Consider the following 24,093-nt stretch of genomic DNA (forward strand, 5'->3'; position numbering starts at 1 on the left):
TCCAGTCATGATGATCCCCGTCCGGTGTTTCACGTGCGGCAACGTCGTGGGTGAGCACTGGGAAGAGTTCAAAGAGCGGGCTCGCGAGGGCGACGAGGACCCCGGCGAGGTGCTCGACGACCTCGGGGTCGACCGGCACTGCTGCCGGCGCATGCTGGTGAGCCACCGCGACCTCGTCGACGTCGTCTCGCCGTACCAGTAACCATGTCAGAACAGCGATACAATCGATACGAGAAGGCACGAATCCTCGGCGCGCGAGCGCTGCAGGTGTCCTACGGGGCGCCCGTGCTGATCGACACGGACCAGACGGAGCCGATCCTCGTCGCCGCGGAGGAGTACGACGCGGGTGCGCTCCCCTTTACGGTCCGGAGGGAGAGCTGATGACGCGGATCACGAGCGTCTCGCTGCGTCGCGTGCTCGACTCCCGCGGGAACCCGACGGTCGAGGCCGACGTGCTCACCGAGTCCGGCGGCTTCGGCCGCGGCGCGGCCCCCAGCGGGGCCTCGACGGGCGAGTACGAGGCGATCGAACTGCCCGCGAGCGAGTCGATCGCGAAGGCCCGCGAACACGCGGTGCCGCGTCTCGAAGGCGTCTACGCGGGCGACCAGCGCGCGGTCGACAACGCACTGCGCGCCGCCGACGGCACGGACGACTTCTCCGCCATCGGCGCCAACAGCGCGGTCGCCATCTCAATGGCGGCGGCGAAGGCGGCCGCCGACGTGCTCGGCGCGCCGCTGTACCAGCACCTCGGGGGCGCGTTCCGCGGCGAGAACTTCCCGATTCCGCTCGGCAACGTCGTCGGCGGCGGGGAGCACGCCAAGGAGGCGACCCACATCCAGGAGTTCCTCGCGGCGCCCGTCGGCGCGCCCAGCGTCTCGGAGGCCGTCTTCGCGAACGCCGCGGTCCACGCGGCGGTCGCTGACGTGCTCGACGAGCGCGGCGTGCCCGCGGCGAAGGGCGACGAGGGCGCGTGGGCGCCCCCGATCTCGGACGCCGACGCGTTCGAGGTCGTCGACGAGGCGGTCGAACGCGTCGAGAGCGAGGTCGGCTTCGAGATCCGCTTCGGGCTCGACATGGCCGCCGCCGAGCTGTACGACGACGACCGAGAGGCGTACGTCTACGGCGACGAGACGAAGTCGGCCGACGAGCAGATCGAGTACGTCGCCGGCCTCGTCGACGAGTACGACCTCGCGTACGTCGAGGACCCGCTCGACGAGAACGACTACGAGGCGTTCGCGGAGCTGACCGACCGGGTCGGCGACCGGACGCTGATCTGCGGCGACGACCTGTTCGTCACCAACGTCGAGCGCCTCCAGGACGGGATCGACGCGGGCGCGGCCAACAGCATCCTGATCAAGCCGAACCAGATCGGGACGCTGTCGGACGCGTTCGACGCCGTCGAGCTCGCCGCCCGCAACGGGTACGAGACGGTTATCTCCCACCGCTCGGGCGAGACCGAGGACGCGACCATCGCACACCTCGCCGTGGCGACCGACGCCGGCTACATCAAGACCGGCACGGTCGGCGGCGAGCGCACCGCCAAGCTGAACGAACTGGTCCGCATCGCGGACGACGCGGTATGACGGGCCCACACCACGCATGAGCGAAGACAACGACGCGGTCGAACTCGACGACGACGCGGAGACCGAGGCGGTCGACGCGGCGGTCGAGGAGGAGGCCGACACGACCGAGGAACCGACCGCCGCCGCGGCCGACGAGGCCGCCGCCGGCGAGACCGACGAGGCGACCGCAGAGGGCGACGACGCCGACGAGGAGGAGGCCTCCCCGTTCGACGACGACGTCATGCCCGACGACGACGTCGACCTGCTGATCCCCGTCGAGGACTACCTCTCCGCCGGTGTCCACATCGGGACCCAGCAGAAGACGAAGGACATGGAGCGGTTCATCCACCGCGTCCGCGACGACGGGCTGTACGTCCTCGACGTGAGCCTCACCGACGAGCGGATCCGCACGGCCGCGGACTTCCTCGAGAACTACGACCCCGAGCAGATCCTCGTCACGTCCTCGCGGCAGTACGGCCGGTTCCCGGCCGAGAAGTTCGCGGACGCCATCGGCGCCCGCGCCCGCACCGGGCGCTTCATCCCGGGCACGCTGACGAACCCCGACTACGCCGGCTACATCGAGCCGGACGTCGTCGTGGTTACCGACCCGATCGGCGACGCGCAGGCCGTCAAGGAGGCCATCACCGTCGGCATCCCGGTGATCGCGATGTGCGACTCCAACAACCAGCTGTCGAACGTCGACCTCGTCATCCCGACGAACAACAAGGGTCGCCGCGCGCTGTCGGTCGTCTACTGGCTCCTCGCCAACGAGACGCTCGACCGCCGCGGCGCCGACACGGTGTTCGCCCTCGAAGACTTCGAGGACGAACTGTAAGTCGGTTTTCGACGTCGAGTTCTACTTTTCAGTACTCACTCTCGTCCAGCCGCGGCGTTCGACACAATGCCAGAGGGTCGCTATTCGCCCGTAGCCGCGTCGTCGGCCGCCGAAGCGTCAGCCTCCTCGGGCACGTCGTGGGTCCAGCGCGGCTCTATCTCGCGGTTCGCCATCACGATCCGGTCGCCGTTGTCCGCGTCGATCCGCGTCTTCCGGAGCTCGATGGCGGCGACGGTGCCGGTGACGCCCTTGGCCTCGACGCGGTCGCCGACGTTGAAGTCCGGGTCGCGGAGGAGGTAGACGCCCGCCACCGTGTCCTCGATCATCTCGGAGAGCGCGTACGAGACGCCGAGCGCGATGAATCCGACCGCGGTGCCGAGGCTCGCCGCGATGTCGCCCATCCCGACGACCTTCAGGAAGGTGAGCGCGACGCCGAACCACAGGAAGATCGAGACGAGCGTGACGATGAGGTCGCCCACCAGTTCGCGGTCGCCGACGTAGAGCCGATCGATCGACCGCCGGACGACCGAGAGGACGATCCGGACCGTGACGTAGGCTAACGCGAGGAACACCAGCCCCGAGAGCAGTCGAGGGATCGCGATGGCCAACCCCTCGACGAAGTTCGACAGCGACCGCGTCAGAAGCGACGGGATCTGCGTCATACCGGGACGAACGCGGGTCCGCGGTGAAAAGGTGGGGGACGGGCGAGTCCGTCGTCGACACTCGGCAGTCCAGTCGGCCGCGTCCCCGTCGCCGCGTCAATTCTCAGTCGACGGGACTTCCCGCACCTCCGCGACCGTCTCGTCGACGAGTCCCCAGGCGACGGGCGGCTCGACGGCCGATAGCTCCGCGTCGAGCGCGTCGAGTCGGTCGCCGAACTCGCCGCCGGGGGTCATGCCGTCCGCGAGCGCCTCGGCAACCGTCGTCACCTCGCCCGCGAGGTCGTCGATCCGGGTCTCGACGCCGTCGGGGAAGTCGGCGCCGTCGCGCTCGGCCCACGCGCGGAGGTCCTCGGCCTCGGCGCGGAGGTCGGCGACGACGAGGTCGAGGACGCGCACCTGGACGCCCGCGTCGAACCGCCGTTCCGGGTCGGGTTCGTCGGCGGCCCGCAGCGCCTCGACGGCCTCAGCGATCGAGTCGACGGACTCCTCGGCGGCCTCGACCTCGTCCACGAGCGCGTCGTGGCGGCGGTTGGCCGAATTGAGCCACGCCTCGAACGCCTCGAGTTCGGTCTCGAGGTCGTGAGCGACCCGAACGACATCCTGTGCGCCGGTCGTGACCTCGTGGAGGTCGGTCGCGGCGCGGTACACTGCCATCGGGGAGTCCGGGTCCGCCCTCGCTGCCCGGAGGTCGTCTCCGAGCGCCTCCACGTCCTCCCGAAGGTCGTCGAGGCGCGCCCCGAACGCCCGCCTGCGGACGTCGACGACGTCGAGGTCGGGTGCCTCGGCGGCGGCGTCAGTCGCGTCCTCGTGGGCGCGCGTCGCGAGGTCGACTCGCGTCTCGGCGGTCGCGAGGATCTGAGACACGTCGGTGACGGTCGATTCGAACGCCGCGGCCGTCACGGTCCCGTCGTCGACGAAGGGGTCGAGCCGACGGCGGATCGACTCCGGCCCCTCGTCCGCTCGGTCGGTGACCTCGTCGATTAGTACGTCGACTGAAACGTCGTCCACCACGGGTCCGGCCATGCGTCCCGGTACTCGACACGCCGGTGTTATACCTTCGGTCAGAATCGTAATTTGGTGGATAGAGCCTATGAGAGCGCTATATGGGACTATATATGATATTTATGTAGCTATGATCGATACGAGCGTTACCGGGCGCACACCCCGGCCATAGATACAGATATATCAAAAATATAAACCCGTTTAATAGATCGCGCTGTCCCTCCACTCGATGTCAGACCGCAACTGGGTCGACGGCGGCGTGTCGCGGCGGAAAGTTCTCATCACGTCCGGAGCGCTCGGGGCCGCGGGACTGGCGGGCTGTAGCGGTCAAAGCGACGGCGGCGACGGCGGCGACGGGGGATCGGGCGGTTCGGGCGGCGACGGCGGTGACGGGAGTTCCGGCGGCGACGGGGACTCCGACGGCGGCTCCGGTCCGAACACGGCGCTGCTCAACGCCGAGGGCTCCTCGACGGTGTACCCGATCTCGAACACGGGGAGCTCGTACTGGAACTCCAACGCGCCGCCGAGCGACGGTGAGTACTGGGGCGCGAACGACGAGAGCTCGGTTCCCGGCTGGGACGAGCTCGCGTCCGACGGCGCGGACGACATGCTCCTCGCCGACTACTTCGCCTCGAAGTTCGGCTTCGAGCCGACCGACCAGCGCTCCTCCCCGCCGTTCCCGACGACGGTCGGCCTGAGCCACTCCGGGACCGGCTGCGAGGCGGTCACCGAGGGGCTCGTCGACATCGGCAACTCCTCCGGTCCGATCACGGCCGAACTGGACTGGAGCGAGGAGAAGGCGCAGAACACGGTGGTCGACAACGTCGTCGGCCGCGACGGCCAGCCGGTCGTCGTCAGCTCCGACGTCGCGGACGCGGGCGTTGCTCAGCTGACCGGCGAGGAGATCCGCGGGATCTACCAGGACGAGATCACCAACTGGAACCAGATCGACGGCGTCGACTACGACCAGGAGATCTACGTCATCGGCCGCGCCGAGGGGTCCGGGACAGACACCTCGTTCCGGCTGAACATGCTCGGCAGCGCCGACGCTCCGATGCCCGGCGTCGCCACGCGCTTCGGACAGAACCAACAGGTCGCACAGGCGGTCGCTCAGAACGAGGGCGCCATCGCGTACATGGCGCTGGCGTTCACGGGGCCGGAAGTCACTCCCATCGCCATCAATTTCGACGGCACGCTGTACGAGACCAGCCGCGACGCGGAGAACACCATCTTCGACAGCGAGTACCCGCTCAACCGCGACCTCCACATGTACACGCTCATCGAGGAGGACAACCCGAACGGCGGCGGCTACGACCGGCGCGAGGCGGCGTTCGTCAACATGTTCCTCAACGAGTACGGTCAGACCGTCTTCGTCGAGGGGAACAACTACATCCCGCTCCCGACCAGCGACCTCCAGTCGATGAAAGACCAGGTCTCGGCGGTCGCGACGGAAGAGCTCCTCTCGCCGTAGCCCGACGACCGAGGTCCGCCGCCCGAGGGGAGCGTGTCGCGCCGACCGGCCCCCGCCACCGCCCGTTTCCTCGCGGCCGTCGGCGTTCACACACGACACCAATATCGCTTCTACGACACACAAAACGCGAATGCTTTCGATACCAGACACATGCCATCGGTACTAACTGCCCCGGGTAGACGGGCGATCGACGCGCTGGGCGCGCAGCTCAGGCGGCTCAGGGAGTTCGCCGACGAGACCGAACCGCCCGCGTTGGCGATCATCTCCGTGATGACGCTGTCGCTGCTCGGTACGCTCGTCGGGTTCCTGGCCGTCTCGAACCTGACTATCGTCCCCTTCGTGGTCTTCCTCACCGCCGCGGGGGTCGGCTGGTTCCGGTACCAGGAGGAGACGGCGTACGTCATCGCGCTGATGATGACGGTGTCGACCATCCTCATCCTCGGGCTGATCATCGTGTTCATCTTCCGGGAGTCGATCCCGGTGATCCGGTACGAGAGCGCGACGGTGTTCGGGATCACGGTCCCCGGGCTCAGAATGTTCATCCAGCCGAACTGGGACGCGGTCTCGCCGCCGATCCGCTACTCGATGGTCCCGATGATCCACGGCACGGTGATGGTGACGCTCATCGCGTCGGCCGTCGCCGCGCCGCTCGGCGTCTCCGCGGCGCTTTTCCTCTCGGAGATCGCTCCGGCCACCGTCCGCGAGGTCGTCAAGCCCGGCGTCGAGATCCTCGCCGGCATCCCCTCGATCGTCTACGGGTTCATCGGCTTCACCGTGCTCGGCCCGTGGGCCTCAGACCAGTTCCAAACGACCGGACAGGGGTCGTACCTGTTCGTCGGCATCGTCGTCGGAGTGATGGCGCTTCCGACCGTCGTCTCCGTGGCGGAGGACGCGCTGAGCAGCGTCCCCGAGTCGATGAAGAGCGGGTCGTTGGCGATGGGCACCACCGACTGGCAGACGATGACCTCGATCACGCTGCCGGCCGCGTTCTCCGGCGTGTCGGCCGCGGTCCTGCTCGGCGTCGGCCGCGCCATCGGCGAGACGATGGCCGCGACGGTGATGCTCCGCGGCGTGCCGCGGCTCACGGACCCGCTCGTCAACGTCTTCTACGGGCAGGAGACGCTGACCTCGATCATCGCGCGGAACTACGGCGAGGCGGACGGGCTCCAGATGGACGCCCTGTTCGTCGCGGGCGTCATCCTGTTCGTTACCGTCCTCGTCATCTCGATCGGCGCGCAGTACATCGAATGGCGGATGCACGAGCGGCTCGGGGGTGAGGTCTGATGGCCGGTGCCAGCGAGACCGACGCGAAGCTGGTCGAGTCGGAGACCACGGAGACGGACGCCGTCGCGGGCGTGGCCGTCGGACTCTCGGCGGTCCTGTTCGCCCTCGCGGTCGCGGCGCTGTTCGAGCGCGTCAGCCTCACCGGCTCGCTGTTCGGCGTCCGGACCGTGACGCTGCTCGGCGGTCTCCTGACCGCCCTCGGCGTCGCGGTGGTCGCCTTCGGGGCCGGGTCGCGCCTCGGCTACGTCGAGACGGACCCGGACCCGAGTACCGGGCTCATCGCGGGCTTCGGCGCCGCCGTCCCGTGGGTCGTCGTCGGCGGGGGCGTCGCGAGCCAGACGCTCGGGCTCGGCACGGCCGCGGGCGTCGTCGCCGGCATCGCCGCCGGCGGCGTCGCGTTCGCGCTCACCGTCCTGCCGCGGGAGGACCTCGGGTCGACGCTCCCGCTGGGGACTCTCCTCGCGCTGACGGGGCTCGTGTTCCTGACCGGCGTCGTCGGCCCGGAGTGGGCGTGGGAGCTGGACTGGGAACAGCAGGCCGCGATCACCGCGGAGTTCCTCATCCCCGCGTCGACGCTGTTCAGCGCGCTGTACGGCGGCTGGGCGTCGGCGAAGGCGTACGGCGGCTTCGGGGCTCGCGGGCGACACATGGGCGCGTACGTGCTCGTCTACCTCAACGCGCTCTCGATCGTCGCCTTCCTGTTCATCCTCGTCGCCTTCGTGGTCGTTCAAGGGGTCCCGGGCCTTCTGAACGGCGCCGAGCTCGGGTTCGGGAGCGGGCCGACGACGTCGATCCTCGGCGTGTCGGTCGCGCTCCCGGTCTCGGTCCCGTTCGTGATGAACGGCGTCGCCCTCTTCAACGACTTCCAGGGCGTGCTGCCCGCGATCGTCGGCACGATTTGGCTCGTGGCGGGCGCGGTCACGCTCGCGGTTCCGCTCGGCGTCGGGGCGGCCGTCTTCCTCACCGAGTACGCGGACCGCGGCCGGTTCACGCAGGTCGTCGAGGTCGCGACCAACGGGCTGTGGAGCACCCCGAGCATCGTCTTCGGGCTGTTCGGGTTCGCCTTCCTCGTCCCGCGGTTCGGAAACGGGAAGTCGCTGCTCTCGGGCATGATCACGCTCGGGTTCATGCTCCTCCCGCTCGTGGTGATCACCTCCCGCGAGGCGATGCTCTCGGTGCCGGACGAGTACCGCGACGCGAGCGCCGCGCTCGGCGTCTCGAAGTGGCAGACGATCCGCAGCGTCGTCCTGCCGGCTGCGCTCCCGGGCGTCGTCACCGGCGTCATCCTCGGCGTCGGTCGGATCGCCGGCGAGACGGCGCCCATCCTGTTGACGATGGCCGGCGGGACGTTCGTCACCGGCTCGCAGACGGCGAACGTCATCGGCGGCTTCCGGTTCACGTCGACGCCGCCGTTCGTCGCGAACCCGGAGCTCCTCCAGGCGACCTCAGCGCTCCCGTACCAGCTGTACGCCCTCATCTCGGCCGGCGTCGGCGCGAGCAGCAACGTCGGCAACGCGGACGAGTTCCGCTGGGCGACGGCGCTGGTCCTCCTGTTAGTCGTCCTCTCCTTCTACGCGATCGGCATCGCGACGCGCTACTACTTCCGGCGGCGCCTCAAGCACACCTGAACCCAATGAGCGAGAACACTACCCCACGGACGCAGACGGAGACCGCGACGACAGACACCGCACCGACGGACGACCGCTCGCCGACCACGACGACGGGCGAGACCGCCGAGCGGACCCGCGACGAGTGGACCGACTACGAGTTCCGGGGCGAGGCAAAGATGGCCGTCGAGGACCTCGACGTCCACTACGGCGACGACCACGCGCTGAAGGGCGTCTCGATGGAGATACCGGAGCAGAGCGTCACCGCGCTGATCGGGCCCTCCGGCTGCGGGAAGTCGACGTACCTCCGGTGTCTCAACCGAATGAACGACCGCATCAGCTCTGCGCGGGTCGACGGGTCGGTGAAGCTTGACGGCCGGGAGATCTACCAGGACGGCGTCAACCTCGTCGAGCTCCGGAAGCGGGTCGGGATGGTGTTCCAGTCGCCGAACCCGTTCCCCAAGTCGATCCGCGAGAACGTCGCCTACGGCCCGAAGAAGCACGGCGACCTCGACACGGGGCTCCTCGCCGGGCTGCTGAACCGGAGCGACGCCGAGGAGCGCGACGAGCTCGTCGAGCGGTGCCTGCGCGACGCGGCGCTGTGGGACGAGGTGAGCGACCGCCTCGACGACAACGCGCTCGGGCTCTCGGGCGGGCAACAGCAGCGCCTCTGTATCGCCCGCGCCCTCTCGGTCGACCCGGAGATCATCCTGATGGACGAGCCGGCCTCGGCGCTCGACCCCATCGCCACCGCGAAGATCGAGGACCTGATCGACGACCTCTCGGAGACGTACACGGTCGTCATCGTCACGCACAACATGCAGCAGGCGGCCCGGATATCCGACCAGACCGCCGTCTTCCTCACGGGCGGCGAGCTGGTCGAGTACGGCGACACCGACCAGGTGTTCGAGGACCCCCACAGCGAGCGCGTCGAAGACTACATCACCGGCAAGTTCGGGTGATCCCATGCCCCGAGAACAGTACCGGGACTCGCTCGACGAGCTCCGCTCGGACGTGCTGGCCATGGGCGATCAGGTGACCGGGCAGGTCGAACGGAGCCTCGACGCCGTCGAACGCCGCGACGAGTCGCTCGCGGAGTCGGTCGTCGAGGCCGACGCCGAAATCAACGAGACGTACCTGCGCCTGGAGGACCGCTGCGTCGACCTCTTCGCGCTCCAGCAGCCGGTCGCCGGAGACCTCCGGTTCGTCACCGCCTCGTTCAAGATCGTCACCGACCTCGAACGGATCGGCGACCTCGCGGTCAACCTCGCCAACTACCTCCGCACCGCGACGGAGACGCTCTCGCCGGAGGTACAGCTCGACGCGATCGGCGAGGCGGCGCGCGCACTCCTCGAACGGAGCCTCGCCGCGTACGAGACCGAGGACGCGGCCGCGTGCCGGGCGGTCGCGGCCGACGACGACGAGGTCGACGCGCTCTGTCAGCGCGCGAGCGAGAGCGTCACCCGCGACCTTATCGCGGGAAGCGACGGGGACGGGTGGGAGGTCGAGCGGGTGTTGGACGACGTATCGCGGGTGCTGTTGACGGTCCGGGACCTCGAACGGGTCGCGGACCACGCCGTCAACATCGCGGCGCGCACCCTCTACATGATCGAAAACGACCCGGAGCTGCTCTACTGAGATGGAGTCACGAAAGGTACAGACCGTGGGAAACGGAACGTACACGGTCTCGCTCCCGAAGGAGTGGGCGGAGTCGCAGGGCGTCACGTCCGGCGACAGCGTGACGCTCCACGACCACATCGACGGCGTGCTGGCGGTCCAGACCGGGGACGGCGAGGACTGTGAGCCGCCCGTCGCCCGGATCGAGTCGGCCGACCCGGAGGTGATAGCGCGGGCGCTGCGAGCGGCCTACGCCGCCGGCGCGCGCGAGGTCACGCTCGAACGAGACGAGCCGATCACCTCGGACCAACGGCGCGTCGTCGAGCGGGTCGCCCGCGACCGGATCGGGATGTCCGTGGCCGCGGAGTCGGAGACCGCGACGACGGTCCGGATCATGCTGGACTCGCGGGAGGTCTCCGTGAGCCAGTCACTCCGACAGCTGGCGTTCACGGTGCGCTCGATACACCGCGAGGCGGTCGAGGCGCTGGCGACGCCTCCCGACTCGTCGCCGATCGGCTCTCGCGACGGGCAGGTCGACCGCCTCGCCTCGATGATCGACCGCTCCGTCTCCCGCGGCATGGCGGACCTGGGCGAGGTCGACGCGCTCGGGACGACCCGGCCGGAGCTGTTCGAGTCGTGGACGGCGATGCGGGAGCTGTGCCGCTTCCGCGACGCGGCGGCGGACATCGGCGACGCCGCGGCGTCGCTCGACGCCCCGCCGTCGGAGCCCCGGCTGGAGACGTGTCGCGACGTCGGCGCCGCGGTCCGGGAGGTCGTGTCCGACGGCGTGAGCGTCGCCCTCGGCGACGAGGGCGCCGACGTCGCTCGGAGCGCGATCGGCGACCTCTCCCGGGCTCGCGACCGGATCGACGCGCTGGACCGGGGGCTGGACGACGCGGGCGAGGGGGCGGCGGAGCTCCGTCGCGTCTCGCGCTCGCTGCGGCGGACCGCGGAGTGCGGCGGGGACGTGGCGGAGATCGGACTGCGCCGTGCGATCCGGTGCCGGGAGACGATCCGCGACCGCGATCCGGGTCGAACGGAGGAGTGACCCCTCGCCGCGGGCCGGAACTCGGCAAGCGCAACGACTGTAAGCCCGCGGAGCGACGGTCGCCGTATGACCGTTTGCGAAGCGCCGGGGAAGGTGTACCTCTTCGGCGAACACGCCGTCGTCTACGGCGAGCCGGCGGTGCCGGCGGCCATCGAGCGACGCGCGACGGTGCGCGCCGAGCCCCGCGAGGACGACCACGTGCGCGTCGAGGCCGAGGACCTCTCTCTGGACGGGTTCACGGTGGAGTACGCCGGCGGCACCGGCGACCGCCCCGACGTCGACGTGCCGACCCCGCTCGTCGAGGCCGCGATGGGGTACGTCGACGCGGCCGTCGAGCAGGCGCGGGACGCCGCCGACGCGCCCGACGCGGGCTTCGACATCACCGTCGAGAGCGACATCCCGCTGGGCGCGGGACTGGGCTCGTCCGCGGCCGTGGTCGTCGCGGGCATCGACGCCGCGACCCGCGCGCTCGGGGAGCCGCTCGACCGACGCGAACTGGCGGAGCGGGCGTATCAGGCCGAGTTCGAAGTACAGGACGGACAGGCCTCCCGCGCCGACACCTTCTGCTCGACGATGGGCGGCGCGGTGCGGGTCGAGGGCGACGACTGCGAGCCGATCGACGCCCCGAACCTCCCGTTCGTCGTCGGCTTCGACGGCGGCGCGGGCGACACCGGCGAACTGGTCGCCGGCGTCCGCGCCCTGCGCGAGGAACACGAGTTCGCCGCGGACACGGTCGAGTCCGTCGGGGACCTCGTCCGGACGGGCGAGGGGCTGCTCGCCGACGCCGACCCGGAGAGCGCCCCGGAGCCGGAGCTGCTCGCGGGGCTGGGCGAGCTGATGGACTTCAACCACGGGTTACTCGCCGCGCTCGGCGTCTCCGCGCGGTCGCTCGACGCGATGGTATGGGCCGCGCGTGACGCGGGCGCGCACGGCGCGAAGCTCACCGGCGCCGGCGGGGGCGGCTGCATCGTCGCGCTCGACGAGAGCGACGCGACGGAGACCGCCCTCTCGTTCACGCAGGGCTGTGAGGAGGCGTTCCGCGCCGAGCTGGCGACCGAGGGCGTCCGGGTGGTGGAGCCGTGACGGGCGGCGAGGCCGATCTCGACGCCGACGCCGCTGACGACGCCGCACCCCCCGTCGTCCTCAAGCTCGGCGGGAGCCTGATCACCGAGAAGGACCGCCCGGAGACGCTGGACGAGGCGGCGCTCGACGCCGCCTGCGACGCCGTCGCCGACGCGCTCGCGGCCGGCGACGTCGGCCGGCTCGTCGTCGTTCACGGGGGCGGGAGCTTCGGGCACCACCACGCCAGCGAGCGCGGAGTGTCGACGGGCGACGGGACGCGCGACGCCGAGGCGGTGGCCGCGGTCCACGGCGCGATGAAGCGGCTGAACGCGCACGTGCTGGAGCGCCTCCGCGAGCGGGGGGTGCCGGCGGTCCCCGTTCACCCGCTGTCGCTCGCGGCGCGGCCCGACGGCGCCGACGGCGGGCTCGACCTCCCGCTCGGTTCGACGGCGACCCTGCTCGGTGAGGGGTTCGTCCCCGTCCTCCACGGCGACGGCGTCGCGACGGCTGGCGACGGGGTGACGGTCGTCTCGGGCGACGAGCTGGTCGTCGAACTCGCGGCCGGGCTCGGCGCGCGCCGCGTTGGCGTCTGCTCGACGGTCCCCGGCGTCCTCGACGGCGACGGCGACGTGATCGACGTGATCGACGCGTTTGAGACTGTCTCGAACGCGCTCGGCGCGAGCGACGCCACCGACGTCTCCGGCGGCATGGCCGCGAAGGTGCGGGAGCTGCTCGCGCTCGACGCCCCGGCGTACGTGTTCGGCGCGGAGGGACTGGCGCCGTTCCTGCGCGGCGAGGGCGCCGGGACGCGGATCGCCTGACGCCGCGGGCGCTCAGTCTGTCCCTCCCGCCCCGTCGGGACCGTCTGTCGAATCGCTCGCCGACGGCTCCTCGATCGGCTCCGTTCCCCTGACGATACACACGTGTCCGCCGTCGGTCGTGTGCGTGAGCGCGAGTCGCTCGCGGACCAGCTCGCCGTCCGAACCGTGAACGACGGCGTCGCCGTTCCAGTGTCCCTCGTCGGTCACCCGCGGAAGGATCTCCTCGGAGAACCGCTCGACCTCCTCCTCGGGATAGAAGTTCGTCCAGTGCGTCCCGAGGACGTCGCTCCGGGTGGACCCGTACACCGACGCGTACGCCTCGTTGACGAACAGGTAGGTGCCGTCCGCGCCGAGGATACCGATCGGTTCGCTGGCGGCCTCGAGCGCGGCGGCGACGCGGTCGACCTGTCGCATGAGTCGGTATCGGTCGACCGCGTTGCGGACTCGGTTGACGAGGACCTCGTACTGGTCGGTCCCGCCGCGCTTCTGGAGGTAGTCGGTGACGCCCGCGGAGATCGCCTCGCTCGCGACTTCCTCGCTGCCTTTGCCGGTGAACAAGACGACGGGGAGATTCGGGTTGCGGTCGCGAACGCGTTCAAGGAGGTCGATCCCCGTACCGTCCGGGAGGTCGTAGTCGCAGATCACCGCCTCGAACGACTCCTCGCGGCAGCGACGCCGTCCGGCGACGACGGTGGGGACCGCCTCGTGTCGGATGTCGGCGTCGAGTCGATCGAAGTGCGCCGCGGTGAGGTCGGCGAACGCTTCGTCGTCCTCGACGTGGAGGACCCGGATCCGATCCCCGGACGGGGTGCGCTGTGCCATCGCCGCAGTGTTTTCGACAATCCGGCATAAGCATGTTGGCAGATTCGGCGATCCGCGCGCGGCGGGGTCGAGCGCGCCCCGTACAGAACCCTTATTCGACCGAGTTCCCTCCGTCCGGGTATGAACGAAGCGGACGTTCGAGAGCGGCTCGCGGACGTGCGGGACCCCGACCTCGGCGACGACATCGTCTCGCTCGGCTTAGTGAACGACGTCGAGGTCGACGAGGGCGCGGGGACGGTCCGCGTGTCGCTCGCGCTCGGCGCCCCCTTCTCGCCGAACGAGTCGGAAATCGCCGACGACGTGCGCGAGGCGCTCGCGGACACCGGGTTCGACGTCGAGCTGTCGGCGTCGATCCCGGACGACCTCTCGCCGGACGAGCAGGTGCTCCCCGGCGTCCAGAACGTGATCGCGGTCGCCTCCGGGAAAGGCGGCGTTGGGAAGTCGACCGTGGCGGTGAACCTCGCAGCCGGGCTCTCCCAACTTGGCGCCCGCGTCGGCCTGTTCGACGCCGACGTGTACGGGCCGAACGTGCCGCGGATGGTGTCGGCCGAGAAGCGTCCCGAGACGGACGGCGAGACGATCGTGCCTCCCGAGCGGTTCGGGGTGAAGCTGATGAGCATGGACTTCCTCACCGGCGAGGACGACCCCGTCATCTGGCGCGGCCCGATGGTCCACAAGATCATCACCCAGCTCGTCGAGGACGTCGAGTGGGGCGAGCTCGACTACCTCGTGATGGACCTCCCGCCGGGCACCGGCGACACCCAGCTCACCATCCTCCAGACGCTCCCCCTGACGGGCGCAGTGATCGTCACCACGCCGCAGGACGTCGCGCTCGACGACGCGGTGAAGGGGCTCCGCATGTTCGGGAAACACGACACGAACGTCCTCGGGATCGCGGAGAACATGGCCGGCTTCCGCTGTCCGGACTGCGGCGGGTTCCACGAGATATTCGGCTCCGGGGGCGGGAAGGCGCTCGCGCAGGAGCACGACCTCCCGTTCCTCGGCGGGATCCCGCTCGACCCCGACGTGCGCACCGGCGGCGACGACGGCGAGCCCGTCGTCTTGGAAGACGGCGAGACCGCGGACGCGTTCAAGGTGCTCGTCGAGAACGTCGCGAACAACGCCGGCGTCGTCCGCCGCCGCGGGGTGAGCGAGGGGCGATGACCGACGCGGACGACGACGCCTCCGCCTCCGAGGGGGGCGCCGACGCCGACCACGAGGACCCGCTCGCGGCCGCGGGCGTCGACCCGGTCGTCCCGGAGGACGCGTCGGAGGCGGAGTTTCCCGCGGACGACGAGGTACGGGAGTTCCTCCGGGACGTGGCCGAGGACGTTCGGGGGGACAGCTCGGAGAGCAGGCAGCTCTCGGCGATTCTCTACCGCGTCTCGGACCTGTACGACGACGAGGAGGAGACGTCGCCCGAGGAGATCTACCTCAACGTCCGGCACATCATGCGGATCAAGGCCGAGGGCGGGCTGCGTCGCTGAGCCTCCGGAAAACCCTTGGATCCGGTTCTCTCGGTCAGTCGTCCGACTCGGCCGCCGCGGCGAGGTCGATCGGGCGGTCGTCGAGCGGCGTCGCGTCGTCGACGACGCCGGCGAGTCCCAGGCGGTCGAGCCCCGCCGGCGTCGGGAGGCCGCGGTCCCCCCAGCCGCGCGCCGCGTAGTAGCGGTCCAGCAGGCGGTCGAACGCGTCGACGTCGACGCCGGGCGTCCCGTCGGCCGCGGCCGTGCGGAGCGGCTCGGGGAGCGCGTCGTCGTCGCGGTCGAACCCCTCGCGGGCGTTGAACAGCCGGGTGAGCGTCCAGATCCGCTCGCCGGTCGTCGCGAGCGCGGCGACCGGGTCGCTCCGCGTGTCGGCGTCGGCCTCGCACTCGGCGTCCCCGCCGCGGTCGACATCGGCGACCGCGGGGTGGTCGACCGCCGCGAGCCACTCGGCGCCGAGGTCGGTCCAGACCGCCTCGCCGACGAAGTCGTCGACGACGAGGCTCCACAGCACCGAGCGCGCGTTCTGCTCGCCGACCACGTCGCGGACCCGGTCTGTCGGGGACCGGTCCGGGCGGGCCAGGGGCTCGGTGTCCTGCGGCCGCGCGCGGCGGTGGCACGCGCCGCGGTCGCTCGTCGCGTACGCGAGCGCGACGCCGACCGCCGCGCGGGGGTCGAAGCCGGGCAGCGCCATCGACTTCACCGTCGGCACGAGGTCCGCGCCGCCGAACCGGGCGACCGCGGCGTCGATCCCGTCGGCGAGCGCGTCCGGCAGGTCCGGGTGGACGTCGAGGTCCGGCGGCGCCTCGCGGGCCGCGATCGATTCCAAGAGGCGCTCGGCGCCCGCCGCGTCGCCGAACGAGACCGGACAGTCGACGACTCCCGCCTCCCCCGCACGGATCGCCCACGCGACCGCGTTGCCCGCGCCGATCACGTCGAGGCCGAGCCGGTCGCAGACCCCGCACAGGTCGACGACGCGGTCGAAGTCGTCGATGCCGAGGCCCGCCCCGAGCGTGATCGGCGCCGCGCCGCGCGGGACCACCTCGCCGTCGGGCGTGTCGATCCGGAAGCCGCCGGGGACGGCGGGGCCCTCGCCTTGGCCGGCGTCGGCAACTGCCTCGCGCCCCGTCGCGCGCTCCAGCGCGGCCTCGACGCCGATGTCGTCGGCGCCGTCGAAGCCGGTCCCCGTCCACCCCTCCGCGGCGAGGATCCCGACCTCGTTGGCGTAGTCGACCGTTTCGACCGTCTCGCCGGCCGCCTGCCACTCGCCGGTCGGATCGTCGCCGTATGCCGCCGCGTCGCGGTCGCGGAGCTTAGCGAGGTCGTCGGGGACCGTCGGCGGCGGGTCGCGGCCGACGACCGCCTTCAGCCGCTTCGAACCCATCACGGCGCCGGCGCCGCCGCGGCCCGCGTGGTGATCGCCGCCGTCGCTCGCGACCGTCGCGTAGGCCGCCTCGCGCTCGCCCGCGGGACCGACGCAGGCGACGCCGGCGTCCGGGAATCGCTCGTCCGTCTCGGCCGCGTCGGCGCCCCACGCGTCGCTCGCCTCGATCCGGGCGCGGCCGTCCTCGACCTCGATCCGGACCGGCCGGTCGGCGGCGCCCGTCACGAGCAGCCCGAGGCAGTCGTCGAGCGACCCCGCGAGCCGATCGGCGAACTCGCCGCCGGCGTACGAGTCGAGGAAGCCGCCGGTGAGCGGGGACTTGGTCACCGCGGCGTAGCGCGTCTCGCCGGGGAGGTAGCCCGCGAGCGGCCCGACGAAGAATCCGAGGCGGTTCGCCGGGGCCGTCGGGTCGGTCCCCGGGGACAGCTCCTCGTAGAGGTAGCGCGCCCCCAGTCCCTTCCCGCCCACGTAGTCGCGTCGCCAGTCGCGGGGGACGCGTTCACGGGCGGTCTCACCCGTCGAGAGGTCGACGCGGAGGACGTGGGTGCGGCGCCGACTCATTTGGATGCCCTGCGCGGCGAGGACGTATCAATCTGTTCGCCGCGGGGGTCGAGCGCCCGCGGGGGTCGAGTCCCTCGCGGTTCCCCCTCCGCCCGAGGGTCCGACCGTTAGAGTGAGGCCGCCGGCGGGCGAACGTCCGGGTATGGACTTCACGACCGCGCTCGACGCCCGCGACGCGACCGTCTGCGTCGTCGGCGCGGGCGGCAAGAAGTCGACGCTGTTCGCGCTCGCCGACCGGCTCGACCGGTCGGTCGTGACCGCGAGCGTGCGGATACCGATATTCGACGACCGGGTCGCCGCGGTCCGCGTGACCGAGGACCCGGTGGGCGCGCTCGACGAGGCGGGAGACGGCGACTGGCCGCTCGGGCTGGTCCCCGAACGCGAGCGCTCGGACCGGTACCTCGGGTACGACACCGAGGCCGTCGCCGAGATCGCCGACGCCGCGCCCGGCGCGACGCTCGTGAAGGCGGACGGGGCGCGGCTCCGGGAGTTCAAGGCGCCCGGCGACCACGAGCCGCAGATCCCGTCGAACGCGGACGTGGTCGTCCCGATCGCGAGCGCGCACGTCGTCGGAGAGCCGCTCACCGAGGAGCTCGTCCACCGGCCGGAGGAGGTCGCCGCGATCACGGGCCGCGAGATCGGCGACGAGATCCGCCCCGCCGACGTCGCGACGGTCCTCGCGAGCCCCGCGGGCGGGCTGAAGGGCGTCCCGGGCGACGCGACCGCGATCCCGGTCGTGAACAAGGTCGACGACGAGGCGGACGCGGACGCGGCCCGAGCGATCGCCGGTGAGATCCTCTTCCGCGCGAACGTGCCGCGCGTCCTCCTCACGCGCCTGATCGCGGACGACCCGGTCGTCGAGGTCGTCGAGTAGATCCCCTACGAGTCCTCCTCCGAAACCTCCTCGAACGAGCGCCACAGCGCCCGGTACAGCGTCCACGCGTCGACGCCGGTCCGGTCCATCACGGCCCGACAGGCCTCGTCGAACCGCCGGTAGTCGGCGACCGAGGGCGGGTCCGGATACGGGTCGTCGAGCTCGCCGGCGGCGGCCAGCACCTCCCAAGTCCGGCGGTCGACCGCGACGAACCGCGAGGGGGCGAGGAACTGGAGGAACCCGGACGCGACCGCGACGTCCACCCCGTCGAGCGCGGTGAGCGCGTCGAGCGCGGCGGCGACGTCCGGCTCCGTCGCGTCCGCGGGGCCGCCCTCGCTTCCCCCGACGCCCACCGCGTCGACGGCGGCGTCGAGGGCGTCGATCACGTCGTCGAACTCGTTGTCGCGGAACGCCTCTTCCCGCTCGCGCCGCTCGCGGTCCGGGTACTCGCCGAGGTACCGCCGGAAGTACCACCGGACGATCCACTGCGCGTCCCGGCGCCCGTACTCGTCGCCCGCGAACGTCTTCGGGACCGTCTCGACGTGCTGGCGCTCCACGTCGTACAGCGGTTCCGCCGCCGCGTACGCCCGGGCGCGCTCCCGGACGGTCGACTCGGTCAGGTCCATCGACTCGCGGTACGGCGGTGGCACGGATGAACGTTCGTCTCGACCGTCCCGATCGATCGTTTCATACTGGCGTGGACACTGATAACACGTATGACAGACGACCGGATCCCGGTCACGGTACTCAGCGGCTACCTCGGCGCCGGGAAGACGACATTGGTGAACCACCTGCTCGCGAACCCCGGCGACAGGCGGATCGCGGTCATCTTAAACGACATGGGCGAGGTGAACGTCGACGCCGAGCTCGTCGCCCGCGAGAACGACGAGGAGGGGGTCGTCGACCTCTCGAACGGGTGTATCTGCTGCCGGCTTCAGGACGACCTCCTCTCGGAGGCCGCGGCGCTCGCGGAGTCGCGCGAGTTCGACTACCTGCTCGTGGAGTCGTCGGGCATCTCCGAGCCGATCCCGGTCGCGCGGGCGTTCACAGAGGGGACCGAGGACAGCGAGGTCGACCCGACCGAGCGCTTCCGGCTGGACACGATGGTGACCGTCCTCGACACCTACGGGTTCTGGAAGGAGTTCGACGCGGGCGAGAGCCTCCCGGGCGACGGCGAGCCGGCGGCCGACCGCCCCCTCGCGGACGTGCTCGTCGAGGGGATCGAGTTCTGCGACGTGCTCGTGTTGAACAAGACTGACATGGTCCCCGACGACGTGCTCGACGAGATCGAGTCGGTCGCCGACCGGCTGGGGCCGCGTGCGAAGCGGATCCAGACGAGCTACTCCGAGGTCGACCCCGACGACGTGCTCGACACCGGGCGGTTCGACTTCGAGACGGCCAAGCGGTCGCCGGGGTGGAAACGCGAGATCGCCGCGAGAGAGGGCGATGCGGCGGACGAGGGCGACGCGGCGAGCGAGGGCGGAGAAGGAGGAGGCGGCCACGCGCACGACCACGACCACGCCGAGGGGGCCGCCGCGGCCCACGGGGTCGACTCGTTCGTCTACCGCTCGGCCGCCGCGCTTGACCCGGAGCCGTTCGCGGACTGGCTCGACGACTGGGACGGCGCGATCGTTCGGGCGAAGGGCGTCGCGAACGTCGCGGGCACCGACGAGGTGATCGGCGTGAGCCAGGCCGGCCCCTCGGTACAGGCGGGTCCCATCGGCGAGTGGGAGCCCGACGACGACCGGCGGACGCGGCTCGTGTTCATCGGCAGCGAGATGGACGAGGCGCGGATCCGCGGCGAGCTCGACGGCCTGACGACGGCCGACGCCGACGGGGAGACCGCGGCCGTCGAGGAGGCGGCTGCGGACGCGTTCCCGCTGTGAGGCCGACGAGTCAGATCCCGAGCTCGGCCTGTAGGTCGTCCCACTCCTCGTGGAACCCGTGGGTGGACTCGGTCTCGGCCCCGACCGCCGACTGGTAGACGTCGTCGTACTTCAGCAGCTGCCCCCACTCGTCGTGGAACGCCCAGTTACAGTACTTACACATACGAGTAGCCACGAGAGGGATCGACATACGGGTTTCGGCGGGAGCGACGGGACGGGACGGACGAGGCGGGACCGACGGGACCGCCGCCGCGCGTCCCGAACGCCGACAGAGTGAACTCCGTCCGTGACGTACGGTAACTATCGACGCGGACCGGCCGCGGCGGAAATCTCATCATGGTCACATACAGACGCGGCGGACACGTTCAGGGCGACGACGAGGCGGTCGAGCGGGGCTGCGACCACTGCGAGTGGCACTGCGTCGCCGACGGGTATCCGGAGCTGGTCTCGCAGTATCAGTCGCATCTCCGGGCGGAACACCCGAAGGCGTGGCTCCGGGCCTGACGCGTCGGGAGCGAAAAAAGTCGGAACGCCGGCGAGAGTCGTTCGGGAGTCAGGGCTCCAGCAGGACCTTCGTGACGCCCTCCTCGCGGGCGTCGAACGCCTCGTACATCTCGGGGGCCTCCTCCAGGTCGACCCGGTGCGAGACGACCCAGCTCGGGTCCGCCCGGCCCTCGATGATCATGTCGCGGAGGTACCGGTTGTACTCCTTCACGTTACACTGCCCGGTGCCGCACTTGAGCCCCTTCTCGAAGAACTTCCCGAAGTCGATGCCGAGTCGCCCCTGCGCGGCCATGTCGTCGGGCGCGCCGGGGTCCTCAGGGACGTAGAGCCCGGGAATTCCCAGCTCGCCGGTCGGCCGGACGACCCGGATGAGGTTGTTGATCACGACCGCCGGATTCTCCTTGGCCGGCTGGTAGGAGTAGTCCTCCGTCTCGGTGTCGACGTCGTCCGGGTCGGTCGCCTGGTAGCCGACCGCGTCGACGCCCTTGTCGACCATCCCGCCGTGCTCCTCGATGATCTGGTCGACCGGGTCGCCCTCGGAGAAGTCGATGGCGTGGGCGTCGCAGTGCTCCTCCGCGAGCTCAAGTCGGCTCGGCACCTGATCGACGACGTAGATCTCGGCCGCGCCCTTGATCTTCGCGCTGTAGGCGGCCATCAGCCCGACCGGTCCCGCGCCGAAGATGGCGACGGACTCGCCCGACTCGAGGTTCGCCAGCTCGGTGCCGTGCCACCCCGTCGGGAAGATGTCCGCGAGCAGCGAGAACGCGTCCTCGTGTTCGCGGCCCTCGGGCAGTTTCAGCGCGTTGTGGTCGGCGTACGGGACGCGCAGCTTCTCCGCCTGTCCGCCCGGGTACGGGCCCATGGCGACGTAGCCGTACGCGCCGCCCGCGAAGCCGGGGTTGACGTTGGTACAGAAGCCGGTGTACCCCTCCTCGCAGTTCTGACAGAAGCCGCAGGAGACGTTGAAGGGCATGACGACGCGGTCGCCCTCCTCTAACGTCGATACCGCCTCGCCGACCTCGCTGACGATCCCCATGTTCTCGTGGCCGAAGATGATCCCCTCCTCGGCCGCGGTCCGTCCCTCGTACATGTGGAGGTCCGACCCGCAGATACAGGACGTCGTGATGTCGACGACGACGTCGTTCGGGTGTTCTATTTCCGGTTCGTCTACGTCTTCGACGGCCACGTCGTACGGGCCTTGATAGACAACAGCTTTCATGTTGGTTCCGGTTGTAACGTGTTAACAAACCGTAGTAAATGTTTTTCCATTATATATTACCATTAATAACCTGTCACCTATCGATGTTAAGCCACTCGGCGAACCTTCCGCTTCGTTGATTTTTTGCGCGCTCACTTTCTGCCTCGCCCGCTCCTTCGTTGACGGGGACCACCGGTACACTGATGGACGGCGACGATAGATCATGTGGTATGAACACACACGGGGGCGATGAGACCGATGTCCAGTGAGCCGGACGACGCGACGAAAACGATCTGCCCGTACTGCGGCGTGGGCTGCGGGATCCGCGTCCTCGAGGGCGACGAACCCGGCGAGATGCGCTTCATGCCGTGGGGCGACGCGCCGGTGAACGAGGGGAGCGTCTGCATCAAGGGCGGCGCGGCGACGCAGGTCGTCGACCACGAGGACCGGCTGACGGAACCCCTGATAAAGGAAGACGGCGAGTTCCGCGAGGCGACTTGGTCGGAGGCGCTCGACCGCGTCGTCGACGAGATGGAGGGAATCCGCGAGGAACACGGCCCGGACGGGATGGGATTCTTCGGCTCCTCGAAGACGTTCAACGAGGAGAACTACCTCATCCAGAAGCTGGCGCGGCGGTACGGCACGAACCAGGTCGACAACTGCACGCGGATGTGTCACGCCTCGACCGTCTGGGCGCTGCGGACCAGCCTCGGGATGGGCGCGATGACGAACAGCATGGCGGACTTAGAGGACTCCGCGGACGTGCTGTGGATCCAGGGCGCGAACCCGGGCGAGCAGCACCCGATCGCCAACAGCCAGTACTTCCGGCAGGCCGTGCTGGAGGGCGCGACCGTCATCCAGGTCGACCCGCACGCGAACAAGACCACCCGGTCGTTCGAGATCAACGACACCGACCGGCACATGCACCTCCAGCTGAAGCCGGGGACCGACATTCCGCTCCTGAACATCGTCCTCAAGACGATCCTGGAGCGCCACGAGGAAGAGCCGGACGCGGGCTGGATCGACGAGGAGTTCGTCGAAGCGCGCACGAAGGGGTTCGACCACCTGAAGGAGACGCTCGCGGACTTCGACAAGGAGGCGGCCGCCGAGGAGTGCGGGGTGCCGCTGGCGGACGTCGAGCTCGCCGCCGAGAAGTACGCGATGGCGAACGACGCGGCCATCTTCACCGGGATGGGGATGAGCCAGCACACCTGCGGCGTCGACAACGTTCAAAACGAGATCAACCTCGCGCTCGTCACGGGGAACCTCGGCCGCCCGGGGACGGGCGTCAACCCCCTGCGCGGGCAGAACAACGTCCAGGGCACCTGCGACGTGGGCGCGATGCCGAACGTCCTCCCGGGGTACCAGCTCGTCGACGACGACGAGGCGAGGGAGTCCGTCGAGGACGTGTGGGGCTTCGAGATTCCCTCGGAGCCCGGGCTGACGAACGTCGAGATCTCCCACGCGATCGGCGACACCGTCCACGGGCTCTACGTCATGGGCGAGAACCCGATCATGAGCGAGCCCGACGGCAACGAGACGGAGCGCCGGTTCCGCGAGGAGCTCGACTTCATGGTGGTCCAGGACATCTTCATGACCGAGACCGCCGAGCTCGCGGACGTCGTCCTCCCGGCGACGACGTGGGCCGAGCGCGACGGCACCGTCACCAACACCGACCGGCGCGTCCAGCGCATGCGCGGCGTCCACAAGGTCCACGAGAACACGCGACACGACCTCGACATCCTCTGTGAGGTCGGCACGCGGCTGTTCGGCGGCGACGAGTTCGACTTCGAGGGCCCCGAGGACGTGTTCGAGGAGCTGCGCGAGGTGTGCCCGATCATGCACGGGATGACCTACGACGCGCTCGGCGAGACGGGGCTCCACTGGCCCTGCTACGAGGAGGGCGACGAGGGCGACCCGTTCCTCTACGAGGACGAGTTCGAGACCGAGGACGGCCTCGGCCGCATCGAGGGCGTCGTCCATCAGGAGCCGAAGGAGGTCCCCGACGAGGAGTACCCGCTCGTGTTGACCACGGCGCGGCTCGAAGAGCACTACAACACCGGGACGATGAGCCGCCGGTCGCCCACGCTCTCGAAGCAGCACCCGGAGAACTTCGTCGACGTCCACCCGAACGACGCCGAGCGGTACGGTATCGAGGACGGCGACGACGTGGTGTTGAAGTCGCGCCGCGGCGAGATCACCGTCCGCGCCGACGTCACCGAGGACATCAAGGAGGGGGTCGTCTGGACCACGCCGCACTTCGCGGCCGCCTCCGCGAACCGCCTCACCAACGACGTGCTCGACGAGCGCTCGAAGATCCCCGAGTACAAGGCCGCGTCGGCCGAGATCGAGGTCGACATCGAGGCCGCGGGCGACGACTCGCCGGCATCGGCGGACGACTGAGCGACG

Annotated in this window: 25 protein-coding genes; 18 read left to right on the plus strand and 7 right to left on the minus strand. The window is 70.2% G+C overall.

From position 1 onward, the window contains the following. Positions 1-7 precede the first annotated feature (7 nt). Genes AC4NMM_RS10000 through rpsB form a run of 4 tightly spaced genes read left to right on the plus strand, consistent with a single transcriptional unit; the run spans position 8 to position 2,397 of the window. On the plus strand, positions 8-202 hold the full coding sequence (locus tag AC4NMM_RS10000) for a DNA-directed RNA polymerase subunit N (RefSeq protein ID WP_006628058.1): 195 nt from the start codon (positions 8-10) through the stop codon (positions 200-202). 2 nt (positions 203-204) lie between these two features. Further along, positions 205-381: a DNA-directed RNA polymerase subunit K gene (locus tag AC4NMM_RS10005; RefSeq protein WP_004595260.1), complete on the plus strand. Its 177-nt coding sequence runs from the start codon at positions 205-207 to the stop codon at positions 379-381. Next, a complete protein-coding gene (gene eno, locus AC4NMM_RS10010; RefSeq protein WP_096395577.1) occupies positions 381-1,583 on the plus strand; it encodes a phosphopyruvate hydratase in 1,203 nt (400 codons plus the stop codon). The genes AC4NMM_RS10005 and eno overlap by 1 nt, the downstream gene beginning before the upstream one ends. Positions 1,584-1,599: 16 nt before the next feature. Continuing rightward, on the plus strand, positions 1,600-2,397 hold the full coding sequence (gene rpsB, locus AC4NMM_RS10015; protein WP_096395575.1) for a 30S ribosomal protein S2: 798 nt from the start codon (positions 1,600-1,602) through the stop codon (positions 2,395-2,397). 80 nt (positions 2,398-2,477) lie between these two features. Here rpsB and AC4NMM_RS10020 read toward each other — a convergent pair whose 3' ends face one another. Next, complete coding sequence (locus tag AC4NMM_RS10020; RefSeq protein ID WP_491924178.1) at positions 2,478-3,059, minus strand: mechanosensitive ion channel domain-containing protein; 582 nt, start codon at positions 3,057-3,059, stop codon at positions 2,478-2,480. Between the two features lie 96 nt (positions 3,060-3,155). Continuing rightward, positions 3,156-4,082 carry a halo transducer protein gene (locus AC4NMM_RS10025; RefSeq protein ID WP_096395571.1) on the minus strand — a complete coding sequence of 309 codons (927 nt, stop codon included), beginning with the start codon at positions 4,080-4,082 and terminating at the stop codon, positions 3,156-3,158. 208 nt (positions 4,083-4,290) lie between these two features. Between AC4NMM_RS10025 and AC4NMM_RS10030 the strand changes: the two genes are divergently transcribed. The 8 genes from AC4NMM_RS10030 to AC4NMM_RS10065 all read left to right on the plus strand — a co-directional run bounded on the left by AC4NMM_RS10030 (position 4,291) and on the right by AC4NMM_RS10065 (position 12,971). Further along, the gene (locus AC4NMM_RS10030; protein WP_096395569.1) at positions 4,291-5,532 is read left to right on the plus strand and encodes a PstS family phosphate ABC transporter substrate-binding protein; all 1,242 of its coding nucleotides are present in this window, start codon (positions 4,291-4,293) and stop codon (positions 5,530-5,532) included. Positions 5,533-5,682: 150 nt separating this feature from the next. Further along, entirely contained in the window at positions 5,683-6,816 is a 1,134-nt protein-coding gene (pstC, locus tag AC4NMM_RS10035) for a phosphate ABC transporter permease subunit PstC (protein ID WP_096395567.1), read from the plus strand. Beyond that, a complete protein-coding gene (pstA, locus tag AC4NMM_RS10040) occupies positions 6,816-8,444 on the plus strand; it encodes a phosphate ABC transporter permease PstA (protein WP_096395565.1) in 1,629 nt (542 codons plus the stop codon). Before pstC ends, pstA begins: the two co-directional genes overlap by 1 nt. Positions 8,445-8,449: 5 nt before the next feature. Beyond that, the gene (gene pstB, locus AC4NMM_RS10045; protein ID WP_491924179.1) at positions 8,450-9,385 is read left to right on the plus strand and encodes a phosphate ABC transporter ATP-binding protein PstB; all 936 of its coding nucleotides are present in this window, start codon (positions 8,450-8,452) and stop codon (positions 9,383-9,385) included. 4 nt (positions 9,386-9,389) lie between these two features. Next, positions 9,390-10,061, plus strand: a complete 672-nt coding sequence (gene phoU / locus AC4NMM_RS10050; RefSeq protein ID WP_096395560.1) for a phosphate signaling complex protein PhoU — start codon at positions 9,390-9,392, stop codon at positions 10,059-10,061. A gap of 1 nt (position 10,062) precedes the next feature. Continuing rightward, on the plus strand, positions 10,063-11,088 hold the full coding sequence (locus AC4NMM_RS10055; protein ID WP_096395558.1) for an AbrB/MazE/SpoVT family DNA-binding domain-containing protein: 1,026 nt from the start codon (positions 10,063-10,065) through the stop codon (positions 11,086-11,088). Between the two features lie 66 nt (positions 11,089-11,154). Continuing rightward, the gene (gene mvk, locus AC4NMM_RS10060) at positions 11,155-12,171 is read left to right on the plus strand and encodes a mevalonate kinase (protein WP_096395557.1); all 1,017 of its coding nucleotides are present in this window, start codon (positions 11,155-11,157) and stop codon (positions 12,169-12,171) included. Next, a complete protein-coding gene (locus AC4NMM_RS10065) occupies positions 12,168-12,971 on the plus strand; it encodes an isopentenyl phosphate kinase (RefSeq protein WP_491924180.1) in 804 nt (267 codons plus the stop codon). Before mvk ends, AC4NMM_RS10065 begins: the two co-directional genes overlap by 4 nt. A gap of 12 nt (positions 12,972-12,983) precedes the next feature. Here AC4NMM_RS10065 and AC4NMM_RS10070 read toward each other — a convergent pair whose 3' ends face one another. Beyond that, positions 12,984-13,793 (minus strand): response regulator, encoded by an 810-nt coding sequence (locus AC4NMM_RS10070; RefSeq protein WP_491924181.1) that lies wholly within the window; start codon positions 13,791-13,793, stop codon positions 12,984-12,986. 120 nt (positions 13,794-13,913) lie between these two features. On the opposite strand from AC4NMM_RS10070, the gene AC4NMM_RS10075 reads away from it, so the two are divergent. Further along, a complete protein-coding gene (locus AC4NMM_RS10075) occupies positions 13,914-14,957 on the plus strand; it encodes an Mrp/NBP35 family ATP-binding protein (protein ID WP_491924182.1) in 1,044 nt (347 codons plus the stop codon). Continuing rightward, a complete protein-coding gene (locus AC4NMM_RS10080; protein ID WP_096395550.1) occupies positions 14,954-15,280 on the plus strand; it encodes a DUF7976 family protein in 327 nt (108 codons plus the stop codon). The genes AC4NMM_RS10075 and AC4NMM_RS10080 overlap by 4 nt, the downstream gene beginning before the upstream one ends. Before the next feature lie 34 nt (positions 15,281-15,314). On the opposite strand, the gene AC4NMM_RS10085 is transcribed toward AC4NMM_RS10080, so the two are convergent. Further along, on the minus strand, positions 15,315-17,222 hold the full coding sequence (locus AC4NMM_RS10085; protein ID WP_491924183.1) for an aldehyde ferredoxin oxidoreductase family protein: 1,908 nt from the start codon (positions 17,220-17,222) through the stop codon (positions 15,315-15,317). 142 nt (positions 17,223-17,364) lie between these two features. Here AC4NMM_RS10085 and yqeC point away from each other — a divergent pair, with 142 nt between their 5' ends. Next, positions 17,365-18,096, plus strand: coding sequence for a selenium cofactor biosynthesis protein YqeC (gene yqeC, locus AC4NMM_RS10090; RefSeq protein ID WP_096395546.1), 732 nt, complete (start codon positions 17,365-17,367; stop codon positions 18,094-18,096). A 5-nt stretch (positions 18,097-18,101) separates the two neighbouring features. Here yqeC and AC4NMM_RS10095 read toward each other — a convergent pair whose 3' ends face one another. Beyond that, on the minus strand, positions 18,102-18,722 hold the full coding sequence (locus tag AC4NMM_RS10095) for a hypothetical protein (protein ID WP_491924184.1): 621 nt from the start codon (positions 18,720-18,722) through the stop codon (positions 18,102-18,104). 90 nt (positions 18,723-18,812) lie between these two features. Between AC4NMM_RS10095 and AC4NMM_RS10100 the strand changes: the two genes are divergently transcribed. Next, the gene (locus AC4NMM_RS10100) at positions 18,813-19,982 is read left to right on the plus strand and encodes a CobW family GTP-binding protein (protein WP_491924185.1); all 1,170 of its coding nucleotides are present in this window, start codon (positions 18,813-18,815) and stop codon (positions 19,980-19,982) included. Between the two features lie 10 nt (positions 19,983-19,992). On the opposite strand, the gene AC4NMM_RS10105 is transcribed toward AC4NMM_RS10100, so the two are convergent. Next, complete coding sequence (locus AC4NMM_RS10105; RefSeq protein ID WP_172863967.1) at positions 19,993-20,145, minus strand: hypothetical protein; 153 nt, start codon at positions 20,143-20,145, stop codon at positions 19,993-19,995. Between the two features lie 173 nt (positions 20,146-20,318). Here AC4NMM_RS10105 and AC4NMM_RS10110 point away from each other — a divergent pair, with 173 nt between their 5' ends. Further along, positions 20,319-20,486, plus strand: coding sequence for a hypothetical protein (locus tag AC4NMM_RS10110; RefSeq protein WP_491924186.1), 168 nt, complete (start codon positions 20,319-20,321; stop codon positions 20,484-20,486). Between the two features lie 49 nt (positions 20,487-20,535). On the opposite strand, the gene AC4NMM_RS10115 is transcribed toward AC4NMM_RS10110, so the two are convergent. Next, the gene (locus AC4NMM_RS10115; protein WP_491924187.1) at positions 20,536-21,705 is read right to left on the minus strand and encodes a glutathione-independent formaldehyde dehydrogenase; all 1,170 of its coding nucleotides are present in this window, start codon (positions 21,703-21,705) and stop codon (positions 20,536-20,538) included. 237 nt (positions 21,706-21,942) lie between these two features. Here AC4NMM_RS10115 and fdhF point away from each other — a divergent pair, with 237 nt between their 5' ends. After that, the gene (fdhF, locus tag AC4NMM_RS10120; RefSeq protein WP_491924188.1) at positions 21,943-24,087 is read left to right on the plus strand and encodes a formate dehydrogenase subunit alpha; all 2,145 of its coding nucleotides are present in this window, start codon (positions 21,943-21,945) and stop codon (positions 24,085-24,087) included. Positions 24,088-24,093 lie beyond the last annotated feature (6 nt).

It is taken from the genome of Halorubrum sp. SD41 (genome assembly GCF_058630335.1).